General features: G+C 74.9%; 17 protein-coding genes. 11 read left to right on the forward strand and 6 right to left on the reverse strand.

The features are described 5' to 3' along the window. Window positions 1-131: 131 nt before the first annotated feature. Window positions 132-917, reverse strand: coding sequence for an IclR family transcriptional regulator (locus ACWEMJ_RS09585; protein WP_452136418.1), 786 nt, complete (start codon window positions 915-917; stop codon window positions 132-134). 164 nt (window positions 918-1,081) lie between these two features. Here ACWEMJ_RS09585 and aac(6') point away from each other — a divergent pair, with 164 nt between their 5' ends. Further along, entirely contained in the window at window positions 1,082-1,552 is a 471-nt protein-coding gene (gene aac(6') / locus ACWEMJ_RS09590) for an aminoglycoside 6'-N-acetyltransferase (protein WP_452136419.1), read from the forward strand. 2 nt (window positions 1,553-1,554) lie between these two features. Here aac(6') and alc read toward each other — a convergent pair whose 3' ends face one another. Beyond that, window positions 1,555-2,655, reverse strand: coding sequence for an allantoicase (gene alc, locus ACWEMJ_RS09595; protein ID WP_452136420.1), 1,101 nt, complete (start codon window positions 2,653-2,655; stop codon window positions 1,555-1,557). A 10-nt stretch (window positions 2,656-2,665) separates the two neighbouring features. After that, complete coding sequence (gene allB / locus ACWEMJ_RS09600) at window positions 2,666-4,033, reverse strand: allantoinase AllB (RefSeq protein ID WP_452136421.1); 1,368 nt, start codon at window positions 4,031-4,033, stop codon at window positions 2,666-2,668. A gap of 130 nt (window positions 4,034-4,163) precedes the next feature. Here allB and ACWEMJ_RS09605 point away from each other — a divergent pair, with 130 nt between their 5' ends. The 9 genes from ACWEMJ_RS09605 (at window position 4,164) to ACWEMJ_RS09645 (ending at window position 9,877) form a co-directional block, all read left to right on the forward strand. After that, complete coding sequence (locus ACWEMJ_RS09605) at window positions 4,164-4,691, forward strand: GNAT family N-acetyltransferase (RefSeq protein ID WP_452136422.1); 528 nt, start codon at window positions 4,164-4,166, stop codon at window positions 4,689-4,691. Window positions 4,692-4,812: 121 nt separating this feature from the next. Then, window positions 4,813-5,091 carry a thiamine-binding protein gene (locus ACWEMJ_RS09610; protein ID WP_452136473.1) on the forward strand — a complete coding sequence of 93 codons (279 nt, stop codon included), beginning with the start codon at window positions 4,813-4,815 and terminating at the stop codon, window positions 5,089-5,091. After that, window positions 5,088-5,459, forward strand: a complete 372-nt coding sequence (locus ACWEMJ_RS09615) for a helix-turn-helix domain-containing protein (RefSeq protein WP_452136423.1) — start codon at window positions 5,088-5,090, stop codon at window positions 5,457-5,459. Before ACWEMJ_RS09610 ends, ACWEMJ_RS09615 begins: the two co-directional genes overlap by 4 nt. A 150-nt stretch (window positions 5,460-5,609) precedes the next feature. Beyond that, window positions 5,610-6,095 carry a 2-oxo-4-hydroxy-4-carboxy-5-ureidoimidazoline decarboxylase gene (gene uraD, locus ACWEMJ_RS09620; RefSeq protein WP_452136424.1) on the forward strand — a complete coding sequence of 162 codons (486 nt, stop codon included), beginning with the start codon at window positions 5,610-5,612 and terminating at the stop codon, window positions 6,093-6,095. A gap of 4 nt (window positions 6,096-6,099) precedes the next feature. Then, a complete protein-coding gene (gene uraH, locus ACWEMJ_RS09625; protein ID WP_452136425.1) occupies window positions 6,100-6,432 on the forward strand; it encodes a hydroxyisourate hydrolase in 333 nt (110 codons plus the stop codon). Window positions 6,433-6,464: 32 nt separating this feature from the next. Next, window positions 6,465-7,361 (forward strand): factor-independent urate hydroxylase, encoded by an 897-nt coding sequence (pucL, locus tag ACWEMJ_RS09630; RefSeq protein ID WP_452136426.1) that lies wholly within the window; start codon window positions 6,465-6,467, stop codon window positions 7,359-7,361. A 62-nt stretch (window positions 7,362-7,423) separates the two neighbouring features. After that, window positions 7,424-8,860, forward strand: coding sequence for an 8-oxoguanine deaminase (locus ACWEMJ_RS09635; protein WP_452136427.1), 1,437 nt, complete (start codon window positions 7,424-7,426; stop codon window positions 8,858-8,860). A gap of 77 nt (window positions 8,861-8,937) precedes the next feature. Then, a complete protein-coding gene (locus ACWEMJ_RS09640; RefSeq protein ID WP_452136428.1) occupies window positions 8,938-9,372 on the forward strand; it encodes a hypothetical protein in 435 nt (144 codons plus the stop codon). A 67-nt stretch (window positions 9,373-9,439) separates the two neighbouring features. Then, on the forward strand, window positions 9,440-9,877 hold the full coding sequence (locus ACWEMJ_RS09645; RefSeq protein ID WP_452136429.1) for a hypothetical protein: 438 nt from the start codon (window positions 9,440-9,442) through the stop codon (window positions 9,875-9,877). On the opposite strand, the gene ACWEMJ_RS09650 is transcribed toward ACWEMJ_RS09645, so the two are convergent. Beyond that, a complete protein-coding gene (locus tag ACWEMJ_RS09650) occupies window positions 9,823-11,115 on the reverse strand; it encodes an MFS transporter (protein WP_452136430.1) in 1,293 nt (430 codons plus the stop codon). The two genes, ACWEMJ_RS09645 and ACWEMJ_RS09650, sit on opposite strands and share 55 nt — an antisense overlap. Window positions 11,116-11,171: 56 nt before the next feature. Between ACWEMJ_RS09650 and ACWEMJ_RS09655 the strand changes: the two genes are divergently transcribed. Further along, the gene (locus ACWEMJ_RS09655) at window positions 11,172-12,173 is read left to right on the forward strand and encodes a helix-turn-helix domain-containing protein (protein ID WP_452136431.1); all 1,002 of its coding nucleotides are present in this window, start codon (window positions 11,172-11,174) and stop codon (window positions 12,171-12,173) included. A 1,097-nt stretch (window positions 12,174-13,270) separates the two neighbouring features. On the opposite strand, the gene ACWEMJ_RS09660 is transcribed toward ACWEMJ_RS09655, so the two are convergent. Both ACWEMJ_RS09660 and ACWEMJ_RS09665 read right to left on the reverse strand, forming a co-directional pair. Next, complete coding sequence (locus ACWEMJ_RS09660) at window positions 13,271-14,215, reverse strand: hypothetical protein (RefSeq protein ID WP_452136432.1); 945 nt, start codon at window positions 14,213-14,215, stop codon at window positions 13,271-13,273. Continuing rightward, on the reverse strand, window positions 14,215-14,610 hold the full coding sequence (locus ACWEMJ_RS09665) for a hypothetical protein (protein ID WP_452136433.1): 396 nt from the start codon (window positions 14,608-14,610) through the stop codon (window positions 14,215-14,217). Before ACWEMJ_RS09665 ends, ACWEMJ_RS09660 begins: the two co-directional genes overlap by 1 nt. Window positions 14,611-14,688 lie beyond the last annotated feature (78 nt).

Here is a 14,688-nt window from a genome sequence, read left to right on the forward strand (position 1 = left end):
ACGTCGCACCGCACCGGCAGCCCGCCTGCCGATCCGGTGACGAGGGGACACGTCGAACCAAATGGGGGCTGTCGCTCCGGATCGCCGGATCCACGCGACGGCCCCCGTTCTGTTTCCCGCCCGGCGGCGGCTCAGACCGCCATTGCGAGCATCAGCGGGGTGGCGCGGGCCGTCAGGAGTTCGGCGGCCTCGCGGAGGCGGTGGGCCTGTTCGACGGGGAGGGAGGTGGCGAGGCAGCCGACCGTGTTGCCGGCCACTATCGGGACGGCGGCGCAGACGGTGTCCATCGAGTACTCCTGGAGGTCGAGTACCGGGACGGTGGCGGGCTGCCGGTCGAGGCGGTGCAGGAGGCGGTCGGTCTCGGTGATGGTTCTGGCGGTGAGGCGGGCCACGGGGTGGCGGGCGAAGTGGTCCAGGCGCGCGGCGTGGTCGAGTTGGGCGAGCAGGCACTTGCCGATCGCGGAGGCGTGCGCGGTGGCGCGGAAGTCGACCCATTCGTTCACGGCGGGCGCGTGCTCGCCCTCGCACACCGCCTCGACCAGCAGTTCGCCGTCCTGGTAGCGGCTGAAGTACACGGCGGCGCCGAGCTCGTCGCGCAGTTCCTCCAGGCGGTGGTGCAGGCGGGCCCGTACCAGGGGTTCGCGGTGCTGCGCGCCGAGCAGGGTGAAGGCCCCGCCGAGCGTCCACAGGCCGTCGAGGTGCAGCAGGTAGCCCTCGGTCTCGAGTTCCTCTGCGAGTTGCCGCACGGCGGTCTCCGGCATGGTCAGTGCCCGCGAGAGGTCGGCCGTCGTGCACCCGTCGGCGTACCGGTCGACGGCCTCCAGCAGGCGCAGGGCGCGTCGCAGCACCGCGAACGGGCCCGCGCCGCCGCCACCAGGACCCAGCAGATCGCTCCGCCCCCGGCTCACCGTAGTCATCCCCCGGACCTTTCCCTCAACCCCGCCGTCGGCCCAGCGTAACCAGGCACCCCGCTCCCGATCACGGGCTCGGCGGATTTTCCCCCGCCGGAGCGCCAACCCCTTGACAGGCATATGCCGCTGTGCCCCGGAGCGCGCTTCGCCGACCCGGGATACTGGGGGCCATGGAACTGCGTGGAGAAAGGGTCGTCCTGCGGCCGCTCGCCGCCGGCGAGGAGGCGGTGCTCGCCCGGATCGTGCGGGAGCCGGAGGTCGCGGCGTGGTGGGGGCCCGAGGAGGAGTTCGAGGGCATGCTCGCCGTCGCGCTGGACGGCGAGCCGATCGGGGCGATCCAGTTCGCGGAGGAGTCCGACCCGGAGTACCGGCACGCCGGCATCGACGTCTTCCTGACGGCCCGCCGGCACGGCCAGGGCCTGGGCACCGACGCGGTGCGCACGCTGGCCCGCTGGCTGGTGCGCGAGCGGGGCCACCACCGGCTGACCATCGACCCGGCGGCCGCCAACACCGCGGCGATCCGCACCTACCGCAAGGTCGGGTTCAAGCCGGTGGGGATCATGCGCGCGTACTGGCGCGACCCCCGGGGCGTCTGGCAGGACGGCCTGCTGATGGACCTGCTCGCCGACGAACTGACCTGATCTCACCTCCGGTACAGCCCCCGGATCGCCGCCGCGTCCCGCAGCGGCCGCACCGCCTCGGGCGCCAGCCGGTGCGCCTCGCCGGCCGGCAGCGCGTTGAACCAGCGCAGCGCCAGCGCGTCCTGCCCGGCCGGGGTGAGGCGGCCGACCAGGCGCAGCCGGGCCAGCCCGCCGTCGGGGTAGACGTTGATCCGCACCCGGCTGACGGGCGTGCCCGGCGGGAGGCGGTGGCGGTGCCGGGTGTCGGGTTGCAGGCGGGTCCGGGGCAGCAGCAACTCGCCTGCCCCGCCGACCAGTTCGAACCAGCCGGGCGCGTTGGCGACGAAGCAGGAGGTGTCCACCTCCACCGCCAGCACCTCCCCCTCGCCGGCCAGCGCGAGGCAGACCCAGTCGTGGGACTTGTCCCGCCGCCGCCGGGTCTCCCACCCGTCGCCCATCACGGCGGGGCGACCGGGCGCGTTCAGGTGGTGCGGGGAGGAGTAGTACCGGTCGGAGGCGTCCTCGGCGACGCCGCCGTGCTCCTGCGCGGCCAGGTCGAACGTCAGATCGGCCAACTCCCGTGGGTCGGGCAGCACTTCGCCGTGCACCCGGAGCCGGGCGACGCCGCCGTCCGGCCAGATGTTCAGCCGCACGTGGGTGTACCGCACCGGGTCGGCGACGGCGAACGCGTGCGCGGTGTCGCCGCGCAGGGGCGTGCGCGGGACGAGCTCGGTCCACTCGGCGGCGGCGACCTCCGCGGGCGAGGGGTGGCCGGGGACGGACGCGGCCTCGACGGAGGCCGTCTCGGGGTGGTTGCCGGTGAAGTGCGCGGTGTCCACGACGACGCCGCGCACCAGCCCGGCCGCGCCGAGCCGGACGATCGCCCAGTCGTGGTCCTCGTCGGCGGGGTGCGGCTGTTCGGCGCTGGGGCCTCGCCGGCGGCGGGACTCCCAGCCGTCCATGATCTGGCCCTTGTGCCCGAAGGTGTGCGGGCGGAACTCGGCGGGCGCGGCGACCAGCAGGTTCTCGGCGTCGGCGAAGGTGTCCTCGTTGGTGGCGATCACGCCCGCGCCGAGCGCGCGGGAGGCCAGATCGACCAGTTCGGCGAATGCGTGGGCGCTCAACCGGCTCTCCTCACAACGGGTTTCGGCGACGGACCAGCAGCCGCCCGTGCGGTTCGCCGCCGGGTTCGACGGCCCGCCCGCGCAGCCAGGTGCGGCGGACCAGCCCGGTCAGGGTGCGGCCCGCGTACGGGGTGACGGGGTTGCGGTGGTGCAGCCGCGCGGGGTGGACGGTGAACCCGGCGTCGGGGTCGAAGGCCACCAGGTCGGCGTCGTGCCCGGGCGCGATGGCGCCCTTCACGCCGTCCAGCCCGACCAGCGCGGCCGGTCCGGCGGCCATCCACCGCACCACGTCCGCCAGCCGGTGCCCGCGCCGCCGGGCCTCCGTCCAGACGGCCGGCAGGCCCAGTTGCAGGGACGCGATGCCGCCCCAGGCCGCCGCGAAGTCGCCGCTGCCGCCGTGCTGTCGGAGCAGCTTCAGCCCGGTGGTGGACGGCGAGTGGTCGGAGACCACGGCGGCGAACTCGCCGTCCGCGAGTGCCTGCCAGAGCAGTTCCCGGTTGGCGGCGCCGCGGATCGGCGGGCAGCACTTGAAGGCGGTGTCGCCGTCGGGGACGCGCTCGGCGGTGAGCGTCAGGTAGTGCGGGCAGGTCTCGGCGGTGACCCGCACGCCGTCCGCGCGGGCCCGGCGCAGCAGGGGCAGCACGGTGGCGGAGGAGACGTGCAGCAGGTGCACCCGGGCGCCGGTGCGGCGGGCGCACTCCAGCAGTCCGGCGACCGCGACGGTCTCGGCCTCGGCGGGGCGGGAGGCCAGGAAGTCGCGGTAGCGCACGCCGGGGACGCGCGGGGCGGCGTCCAGCACGGCCGGGTCCTCGGCGTGGACGATCGCCAGCGCGCCGAGCCTCGCCTGTTCGGTGAGCGCGGCCGTCAGCTCGGCGGGGCCGGCCAGGTGCCCGAACTCGGGCACGCCGGACGGGGAGAGGAACGACTTGAAGCCGAACACCCCTTCCTGGTGGAGGAGTTGGAGCTGCGCGGTGTTGTCGGGCACCGCCCCGCCCCAGAAGCCCACGTCCACGCCGATCCGCCCCTCGGCGGCCTTCCGCTTGGCCGCCAGAGCGGCCGAACTCGTGGTCGGCGGCACGGAGTTCAGCGGCATGTCGACGATCGTGGTGACGCCGCCGGCCGCCGCCGCTGCCGTCGCGGTGTCGAATCCCTCCCACTCGGTGCGGCCGGGTTCGTTGACGTGCACGTGGGTGTCGACCAGCCCGGGCAGCAGCGCGAGGCCGCCGAGATCCGTCAACTCGGCACCGTCCAGCGGCAGTTCGCTGTATCCGGCGACCCGCTCGATCCGCCCGCCCCGGACCAGCACGTCGGCGGGCCGCGCACCCTCCGGCAGCACCGCCTGCCGGGAGCGGAACACCACAGCATCGCCGAGCGGCATCAGGGGCCTTTCGAACGCCGGGAGAGTCCTGGGAGCGTAGGCCGCGGCCCCTCCAACGTCAATGCGGCCGGGGCGAGTTCGGGCCGCACCGGCATACTGGCCGCCGCACGACGACCGGGAGGAGCGCCGCATGACCGTCGAGTTCCGCCACCACACCGCCCTGGCCGGGCAGACCCGCCGGGAGCTGCTGGAGGTCTACGCGGACGTCCGGGCTCCGCTGCTGCACCTGCCCAACTACCGCGTCGCGGCGTTCACCGAGCGCCTCGACCGGCACCGCGCCGATCCCGGGTTCGAGCTCGTCCTCGCCCTCGACGGCGGCCGCGCGGTCGGCTACGCCTACGGCACCACCGTCGACGCCGGCGACCGCTACTGGCGGCGGATGGCCGAGCCGCTGCCCGACGGCTTCACCGACACCCCGGTGCTGGCGCTGCGGGAGATCGGCGTCCGCCCGCCGTGGCGCGGCACCGGCACCGCCCGCCGGCTGCACGACGAGCTGCTCGCCCGGCGCACGGAGGAGCGCGTGGCGCTGATGGTCAACCCGCTGGCCGGGGACGGCAAGGTGCAGGCGGTGTACGAGAGTTGGGGCTATCGGGCGGTCAACAGCCAGGCGGCCACGCCCGACTCGCCGCGCCTCGCCGTGCTGCTTCGCCAGCGCTGAGCCCCGGGCCGCGCCATGGAATGTCCACGATCCGACCGCCGGACGCCATCGATCCTTCATCAAGTAGCCTCTTCCGACCATCATTCGAGCATTCCGTGGCTATGGTGAACACGTGCGACTGATGGTGGAGTTCACGACCGAGCCGTTCGACCTGAACGGCTTCCCCGAGCACGCCGACACCGCCCGCCGGGCCGCCGAGGAGGCGGGGCTGGCCGTCTCGGTCGGGCCGTTCGGCACCAGCGCCGAGGGCGACGCCGAGCGGGCGCTGGCCGCCGTGGCCCGGCTGCTGCGCGAGACCCTGGCGGTCGGCGCCAGCCGGATCTCCTTGCAGGTCAGCGTGGTTCCCGACGGCCCCGCGCCACCCGCCGACCCGGAACCCGAACGGAGCGGGACACCATGACGGGCACCCCCGACCACCCGCTCGCCGCTGCCCTGGGGCCGCTGTTGGAGGCCATCGGCGCCACCGCCCTCGACCCGGCCGGGGCGCGGCCCGAGGACGTCGTCCTGAAGTGGGACGGCGCGCCCGCCGTCGCCGTGCGGCTGCCGCCGCTGAGCAGCGCGCTGGAACGGCTACTGGCCGACACCGCCCGCCAGTTCGACGGCCGGCCGCTGGCCGAGCTGGGCCGCACCGAGAAGCAGCGGGTGGTCGCCCTGCTGGAGGAACGCGGCGCGTTCACCGTCCGCCATGGGGTGGAGACCGTCGCGTCGGCGCTCGGTGTCAGCCGGTTCACCGTGTACAACTACCTGAACCGGCAGGAGAAGTCCTGAGGCGTCGAGCCCCGGCGGCGCCCGCCCCGGCGAGCCTCGGCGGCGCGCCCTTCCGGGCGGCCGCCGCCGGCCGAAGGTTCAACAGTGTGTTGACGGCCCGTCGGGGCCGCTCTAGCTTGGCGGGGGGCATCGAACCCAGGAGGTCCGTCCGTGGCCGAGCCACCGCCCGCACCCGTCCCGCTGCGCACGCGCCTGCTGGAGGTCTGCGCCAGCCCCGCCTGGGCCGCCGCCGTCGAGGCGTCCGGCCCCTGGTCCGGCCGGGCCGAACTGCTGGCCGCCAACGCCCGGGCCACGGCCGGGCTCTCGGTGGCCGAGCTGCACGAGGCCCTGGCGGGCCATGCCCGGATCGGCGCGCCGACGGCCGGCGACGCCGCGTCCGAGCGCGAGCAGTCCGGCCTGCGGGGCGCCGAGCCGTCCGTACTGGCGGAGTTGGCCGCCGCTAACGCCGCCTACGAGGCGAAGTTCGGCCACGTCTTCCTGATCTGCGCCACCGGCCGCTCCGCCGCCGAGCTGCTCGCCGCACTGCGCGAGCGGCTGGGGCACGACGCCGCCACCGAGACCGGGATCGTCCGCGCGGAGCTGCGCCGGATCAACGAGCTGCGCCTTGCCCGATTCGCCCTGCCGGACGGGAGTTGAGCCGATGACCGGGATCTCCACCCACGTCCTCGACACCAGTCTCGGCCGGCCCGCGGCGGGCGTCCCGGTCGAGCTGGCGGTGCGCGCCGAGGACGGCTGGCAACTGCTCGGCGCCTCCGTCACGGACGCCGACGGCCGGGTCGCCGACCTGCCGGACGCGGCGGGCGGATCAGTCCTCCGGCTGCGCTTCGACACCGCGAAGTACGCCGCGGCGCAGGGGAGTTCACCGTTCTTCCCGGAGGTCTCGGTGGTCTTCGCCGTCGCACCCGACCAGCGGCACTACCACGTCCCGCTGCTGCTGAACCCGTTCGGCTACTCGGTCTACCGGGGCAGTTGACGCCCCGCCGCCCACCGCTGAGGAGACACGTCATGGCCCACGTGCTCGGGCAGAACCAGTACGGCAAGGCGGAGAACCGCATCGTCCGGGTCCGCCGCGACTCGGCGCGCCACGAGATCAAGGACCTGAACGTCTCGGTGGCGCTGCGCGGCGAGTTCGACGACGTCCACCTGAACGGCTCGAACGCCAACTGCCTGCCCACCGACACCACCAAGAACACCGTGTACGCCTTCGCCAAGCTCCACGGCATCGACTCCGCCGAGGAGTTCGGCACCGTCCTGGCCCGGCACTTCGTGGAGGAGACCGAGCGCGGCGTGGTGCACAGCGCCCGGATCCGGATCGAGGAGTACGGCTGGGAGCGGATCCGCGGCGGCGCGGCCGACACCGGGCACTCGTTCGTGCGCAGCGGGCAGGAGGTGCGCACCGCGCAGGTGGAGTACGACGGGGAGCGGTTCCGAGTGGTGTCGGGGCTGCGGGACCTGGTGGTGATGAACACCACCGACTCGGAGTTCTGGGGGTACCTCAAGGACCGGTACACCACCCTCCAGGAGGCCCACGACCGCATCCTGGCGACGCAGGTGACCGCCCGCTGGGCGTTCGGCTTCCACGGGCGCGACGGCCAGGAGCAGCCGGCCTGGAACGACTCCTACCGGGAGGTGCGGCGGCACCTGCTGGAGGCGTTCGCGGACACCTACTCGTACTCCCTGCAGCAGACCCTGCACGCGATGGGCAGCCGGGTGCTCGACCACTGCTCCGAAATCGACGAAGTCCGACTGGAACTGCCCAACAAGCACCACTTCCTGGTCGATCTGGAGCCGTTCGGGCTGCGGAACGAGAACGAGGTGTACTTCGCGGCCGACCGGATGTACGGCCTGATCGAGGGCACCGTGCATCGCGAGGGCGTCGCTCCCGTCATTCCCGTCTCCTGATCCTGACCCTGACCCTGCCCCTCGGCCCCGCCCCGGCCCGGCCCCGGACCCCTGGAGTTGCCATGACTGTCCGTCCCCCGGCCGCCGACCGGCGGATCGAGAACGCGGCGCGGATCACGGACGCGACGCGGATCGCGGACGCGGCGCGGATCGTGATCGAGAACGCGGCGATCGCCACCGTCGACGCGGCCGGCACCGAGTACGCGCGCGGGCACGTGGTCGTCCTCGGCAACACCGTGGAGTCGGTGGGCGACGGCCCCGCGCCGGCCGGGCTGGCGAACGTGGTGCGGCGGATCGACGGCGAGGGGCAGCTGCTCACGCCGGGGCTGGTCAACACCCACCACCACTTCTACCAGTGGCTGACCCGGGGGCTGGCCCAGAACGACATCCTGTTCGACTGGCTGGTGGCGCTGTACCCGACCTGGGCGCGGATCGACGCCGAACTGGTGCACGCGGCCTCGCTGGGTTCGGCGGCGGCACTGCTCACCTCGGGCTGCAGCACGGCCTCCGACCACCACTACGTGTTCCCGCGCGGCGCGGGCGACCTGCTCGGCGCGTCGATCGACGCCGTCCGGCAACTGGGCCTGCGGTTCACGGCGCTGCGCGGCTCGATGGACCGCGGCCGCAAGGACGGCGGGCTGCCGCCGGACGAGGCGGTGGAGGACCTCGACGAGATCCTCGCGGCGTCCGAGGCGGCGGTGGACCGGTGGCACGACGGCTCCTTCGGCTCGATGCTCCAGGTCGCGCTGGCGCCCTGCTCGCCGTTCTCCGTCTCCACCGAACTCATGCGCTCCTCGGCCGAGTTGGCCCGCCGCAAGGGGGTGCGGCTGCACACCCACGGCTCGGAGACCGTCGAGGAGGCCGAGTTCTGCCGGCGGCTGTTCGGCATGGGCCCCACCGACTACTTCGAGTCCACGGGCTGGCTCGGCCCGGACGTGTGGATGGCGCACTGCGTCCACCTGGACGACGCCGACCTCGCCAGGTTCGCCGAGACCGGCACCGGCGTCGCGCACTGCCCGTCCTCCAACGCCCGGGTGGCCGCCGGGATCGCCCGCGTCCCCGAGATGCTCGCCGCCGGCGTCCCGGTCGGGCTCGGCGTCGACGGCACCGCGTCCAACGAGTCCGGCCAGCTGGGCACCGAACTGCGCAACGCGCTGCTGATCAACCGCCTGCGCGGCGGGCCCGACGCCCTGACCGTCCGCCAGGCGCTGCGCCTGGCCACCATGGGCGGCGCGCGGGTGCTCGGCCGCCAGCACGAGATCGGCTCGATCGAACCCGGCAAGCTCGCCGACCTCGCCCTGTGGAAGATCGACGGCCTGCTGCACTCCACCATCGCCGACCCGGTCGCCGCCCTCGTCCTCGGCGCCCTCCCCCCGCTCACCCTCCTCCTCGTCGACGGCCGCCCCGTCGTCGAACACTCCCACCTCACCACCGTCGACGAGCCCACCCTCGCCCGCACCTGCGCGGCCGCCGCCCGCGAACTCGCCTCCCGCGGCTGACGGTCGTTCGTCGGCGTCGGCGTCGGCGGCTCGCGGTAGCGTCCGGGCCGCGACGACGAAAGACGAGGAGCAATCGAGTGGGCGCGAGCGAATGGCAGTACGTCACGCCGTATCTGGGTACGCCCCAGCGCAGCCTGGACGCGCTGCACCGGGAGGTGTTCGCCGGCCACTGGGCGCGGGAGGAGTACGGCACGCCGGCGGAGCTGTGGGCCGACGAGGAGTTCCTCGACGAGCAGGGGACGCACTCGGTCCTCGACGTCCCGCTCGCGGTCGAGGACTCCTCGGAGCCCGAGGGGTTCGAGGACGTCGGCAGCATCCGTCCGCTGCCGCCGCAGAGCCTGCTGGACTACTTCGGCACCGGGCGTCCGACGGTCGAGCGGTTCACCCGCGTCCTCGCCGAGTCGCCGTACCTGCGGACCGAGGTCGATCTGCGGCGGACCGGCAAGTACGTGCTGCTGTTCACCGGCGACGAGCCCACCCACCTGGGGATCTTCGGCAAGTCGGGGGACTGACGGTGTCGGTCGGGTGCGGTAGCGTCCCGGCGGTCGGATCGGTGGGACGGGAAATGGAGGGACGCAGATGGGCGCCAGTGGGTGGGACTACCTGACCACGTACCGGGGGACGCCGCAGCGGACGCTGAACGCGTTGCACGAGGAGGAGTTCAACGGGGCGGGGTGGATCGGCGCGAGCGGGTACGAGTCGATCGAGGAGCTGTGGGCGGACGAGGAGTTCATGGGGACGGAGGGGACGCACTCGATCCTCGACATCCCGAAGGCGGTGCTGACCTCCGAAGCGCCGTCCGGCTACGACGGCCTGGGCACGATCCGGCCGCTGCCGCACGAGCGGCTGATGCACCACTTCGGGACGGACCGGCCGAGTGTCGAGCAGTACCGGCGGGCGATGGAGGGCCGCGAGCTGCGGGAGGAGGCGGACCGGCGGTGGACGGGCCGGTTCGTGGTGCTCTACACCGACGGTGAGGCCTCCCACTTCGGCGTGTTCGGCTTCTCCGGCGACTGACGGCGGGCGGCCAACGGCATCGCCAGGCCGGCCGCCGCGAGCAGCCCGCCGAGCACCGCCCACCCGGCCACGCCGTGCGCGAGCACGGTCGCGGTGACGACCAGCGGCCCGATCACGTGCGAGCCCGCCTGCCCGCTCATGAACACGCCCTGGTACTCACCGTGCGCGGCCGGGTCGGCGAGGTCGAGGCTGAGCGTCCACCCGCCCGCGGAGGTGAGCAGTTCGGCGAACGAGTGCAGCAGGACGCCCGTCACGATCAGCGCCACGGCGAGCACGGTGCCGTGCCCGGCGGAGGCCGCGTACACCAGGCAGGCCGCGCCGAGCAGGACGCCGCCCCGGGCGCAGGCGCGGGCCGCCGAGCGGACGTCGACCACGCCCCGGCCGGCCCGGACCTGGAACAGCACCACGGCGAGGCTGTTGACGACGGCGACCACCGCGACCAGGGCGCGGGGCGCGGCGGTGTGGACGGCGATCCACAGCGGGATGCCGATCTCCAGCATGGCGAACTGGAGCTCCAGCACGGCGTGCAGGAACGCCACCGACAGGTAGCGCCGGTCGCCGAGCGCGGTGCGCGGCCGCGGCCCGCGTTCGCGCCGCACGGCGGGCACGCCCGCCCCGGGCACGCTCGCCCCGGGCACGCCCGCCTCGGGGAGGCCGCGCAGCAGCAGCGAGGTCGCGGCGAAGCTGGCGGCGTCCAGGGCGAGCACGGTGGCGTAGCCCCAGTAGGTGTCGGCCTGCAGGGCGAGCATCGCGCCCGCGCCGCCGACCATCAGCCCGGCGTTCATCACCGAGCGCAGCAGGGCCCGGGAGCGGACCTGGTCGGCGGCGGGCAGCAGGTGGGCGATCAGTGCGCTGCGGACCACGACCGCGCCGCGTTCCAGCACGGTCGCGACGACGATCGCGGCCACGAACGGCGCGAAGCCGTGCACGAACGCGTAGCCGAGCACGGCCGCGCCCTGCAACGGCCCGAGGACGTACAGCAGTCGGCGGTGCCCGACCCGGTCGGCGAGCCGGCCGAACGGCACCCCGGCCAGCATCCCGGCGACGCCGGCGGCGCCCATGCCGAGCGCCAACTCGGCGGCGCTCAGGCCGACTTGGCGGGTGAAGTAGAGCGCGCTGACGGAGTAGTACAGGCCGTTGCCGACGGTGTTGACGCAGGTCAGCACGGCGAGCCGGCGCAGCACCGGGTCGGTGGGCAGCAGCGGACGGCGCCCGGCGGGCGCGGTGGTGGCGGTCATGGCGGCCAGCACACCAGGGTTCCCAACTGCCCGGAATCCTTTTACCGTTGGGGTCAATGTTCGAGTTCGCCCTCGGCGTGGACGACCTCGCCACCACCTGGTTCACCTACTCGCCGTTGCAGGAGGCGCTGTTCAGCCTGCGGGCGCGCCGCCACGCGGCGAAGTACCCGTACCTGCGGCGCTGGACGGCGTCCTGGGAGCCGGCGTACCGCACCCTGGACACCGCGCTGCTGGGCGCGCTGGTGACGCCCCGGGCCTGGACGCCGGACTTCCTGACCCCTCGGCCGGCCTGCCAACGTCCGTCCTTCGAGGCCGAGTTGGCGACGGTGGCGCGGACGCCGGCGGAGACGGTGGTGAAGGACTTCACGGCGGCGTACCGGGGCGACGGCGCACCGCTGCCGGAGCCGGTGGCGTCGCTGCTGGCGGCGGACCCGGCCCTGCTGCTGGCGCGCTGCGTGGCCGAGCTGCGCCGGTACTGGGAGCGCTGCCTGCTGCCGCAGTGGTGGCCGCGGGCGCGCACCGTCCTGGAGGCCGATCTCGCCCACCGGGGGAGGATGTTCGCGGAGCGCGGCGCGGAGGGGCTGTTCGCCGAGCTGGATCACCGGCTGTCCTGGCAGGCCGGGGTGCTGCGGCTGGACGACCCGGACCCCCGGGTGCGGGCGCTGGGCGGCCGGTACACGCCGGTCGCGGGCCGCGGACTGGTGCTGGTCCCGACCCTGACCGCGCTGGGCGCGCACACCGTCATCGACGCGGACGAGCCGCCGCTGATCAGCTATCCGGCCCGCGGCCGGGCCCTGCTGGGCGAACAGCCGCCGCCCCGAGTCCCGGACGCGCTCGCCGAGCTGATCGGACCGCCCCGGGCCCGCCTGCTGCTCCTGCTCGACCGCCCGGCCTCCACCACCGCCCTCGCCCACCGCCTCGCCGTCACCCCCGGCGCCGTCAGCCGCCACCTGACCGCCCTCACCACCGCCGGCCTCCTCACCCGCACCCGCACCGGCCGCTCCGTCCTCTACAGCCGCACCCCACTCGGCGACGCCCTCCTCACCGGCAGCACCTAGCCTGCCGAAACCGCACGCCACCACCGACTGCCGGGGGCGAAGCCGAACACCCCGGCAACCGCCGACCGACCTGCCAGAGGCAAGGCCGGGCCAAATCCGATGGCCGTGACCGGCCTGCCGGGCGCGAGGCGGAGCGACCACGGCGACCACCGCCGACCCGCCGCAGGCGAGGCCGAGCCGCCCCTGGCAACCACAGCCCGGCCAACCCACTCGCCGCAGGCGAGGCCGGGCCAGCCCGGTGACCACCGACCGGCCTGCCGAGGGGCGAAGCCGAGCAACCCCGGCAACCGCTGACCGGCCCACGGAACCCCACAGCGCTGCCGACTGCCAGGGGGCAAAGCCGAGCACCCCGGCAACCGCCGACCGACCCGCCGGAGGCAAGGCCGGGCCAAACCCGATGGCCGTGACCGGCCTGCCGGGCGCGAGGCGGAGCGACCACGGCGACCACTGCCGACCCGCCACAGGCGAGGCCGGGCCAGCCCGGTGACCACCGACCGGCCAGCCGGGGGGCGACACCGAGCAACCCCGGCAACCGCTGACCGGCCCACGGAACCCCACAGCGCTGCCGACTGCCAGGGGGCAAAGCCGAGCACCCCGGCAACCGCCGACCGACCCGCCGGAGGCAAGGCCGGGCCAAACCCGATGGCCATGACCGGCCTGCCGGAGGCGAGGCGGAGCGACCACGGCGACCACTGCCGACCCGCCACAGGCGAGGCCGGGCCAGCCCGGTGACCACCGACCGGCCAGCCCCCGCGCCGGAGGCGAGGCCGAACCGCCCCTGGCAACCACCGCCCGGCCAGCCCACTCGCCGGAGGCGAGGCCGGGCCAGCCCGGTGACCAACGACCGGCCTGCCGGAGGGCGACGCCGAGCAGCCCCGGCAACCGCTGACCGGCCCACGGAACCCCACAGCGCCACCAACCCCGCCGGAGGGCTTCCGGCCGACGCCTTCCGCGAGGGCCTCCGGCCGACGTATCCGCCCCCGTCCCTCGCCCCCGCCTCGACCGCGCCCCTGGGCCGGCCCGAGCCGCCCGGCGGCCGTCCCCTCCGCCCCCGTGTCTCCCTCACGTCACCGTCTGTCCGCCGCTGCCTCTCCCCCTCATGCCCCCGTCGGTCCGCCCGGGGCCGGGATGGCCGGGGGTTGCGGGCGGGTCAGGCGCTGGGTGACGGCGTGTCCGATCTCCGCGGGTGAGCGGGCCTCGGTGGGGACGCCGAGCCGGGCGGCGAGGTCGGCGAGGTGCAGGTCGGTGGCGGTGTCGATGAGATCGGCCAGCACCTCCGCCGCCGTGCGGGCGCGCACCGCGGCGACCGCGACCAGGGCCGCGCCGGCCGGCGCGGCGGGCCACCACAGGGCGGCAAGGGCGGCGTACATCAGGCCCCAGCCGGCCAGGCGTCCCGCCGAGGCGTAGGCCTCGCGCGCGGCGGTGACGTCGGCGCGCAGGGTGTCCGGCAGGACGCTCCACAGCCGGGGCCAGGCCTGGTTCAGGTCCAGTCCGTACAGCGTGCGCGCCCGTTCGGCGCCGGCGTGGAAGCGCTCCGCGACGCGGGTCGGCCGGCCCGGCGGTTGCGCCGGTGCGGCGAGGCGGCGGCGCTGGGCGCGGCCGGCCGCCGCCCGGGCTCGGGCGAGTGCGAGGCCGGTCAGGTTCGAGTCGTGGCTCCTGGCGATCCTGCGGCGGGCCGATTCGTGCGCGGCGATCCACCGTCGGCGGCGGGCGGCCACGACCCAGGCCATCGGCGGGCGGTCGCCCGGGGCGCCCCAGAGTCCCTCCAGCAGGGTGCCGAGGCCGCGCGCCGCCAGGCCCGCTCCGGCGGCGGCCAGTGCGGCGACGGCGGCGGCCACGGCCAGCCAGGTGGTCCGGTGCTCCGCCGACTGCGCGGCGAGGCGGCCGACCCAGTCGATCAGCGGCCGGGCGTCGAACGGGTGGGCCTGTCCCACCCGGTGGGCGGCGGCCGCGGCGGCGACCCACAGCACGCCGGGCAGCACCAGCAGCGCCAGCCACCGTTCCGCCAGGCTGCTGCCCAGCTTCGCGAGCAGATCGGTCATCACAGGACCCGGATCGCGTCCATCGGCCGCCCGGCGGCGGCGCAGGACGGGGGTTCGGTGGCCTCGTCCTCGAACACGGCCCGGTTGCAGCGGCGCAGCGGGCAGATCCAGGTGAGCGGTTCGTCCGGCGCGGGCTCGGCGAATCCGGTGGGCAGCGGGGTGTACTGCTTCGAGGCGGTGGTGATTCCGACCAGTCCTTGCCGTCCGCAGGCCTTCTCGATCGCGTTCAGCAGGTCGAGCAGGTGGCGCCGGTCGGGCGGCTGTTCGGCGGTGACGGCGTCGAGGAGTTGGGCGAGTTGCGGCCCGGCGCCGGCCTCGTCGATGAACTGGCGCATGTCGTGGTGTCTGGTGATCTGGTCGCACAGCGCGGCCAGGCGTTCTCGAACCGCGTTCACCTGTCGTTCCTCCCGCATTCCCGGTCCGGACCGGCCGGACGTTCGAACTCGCCTTCGTGGCAGGCCCGTTGGGCGAAT

It is taken from the genome of Kitasatospora sp. NPDC004531, from assembly GCF_053602195.1.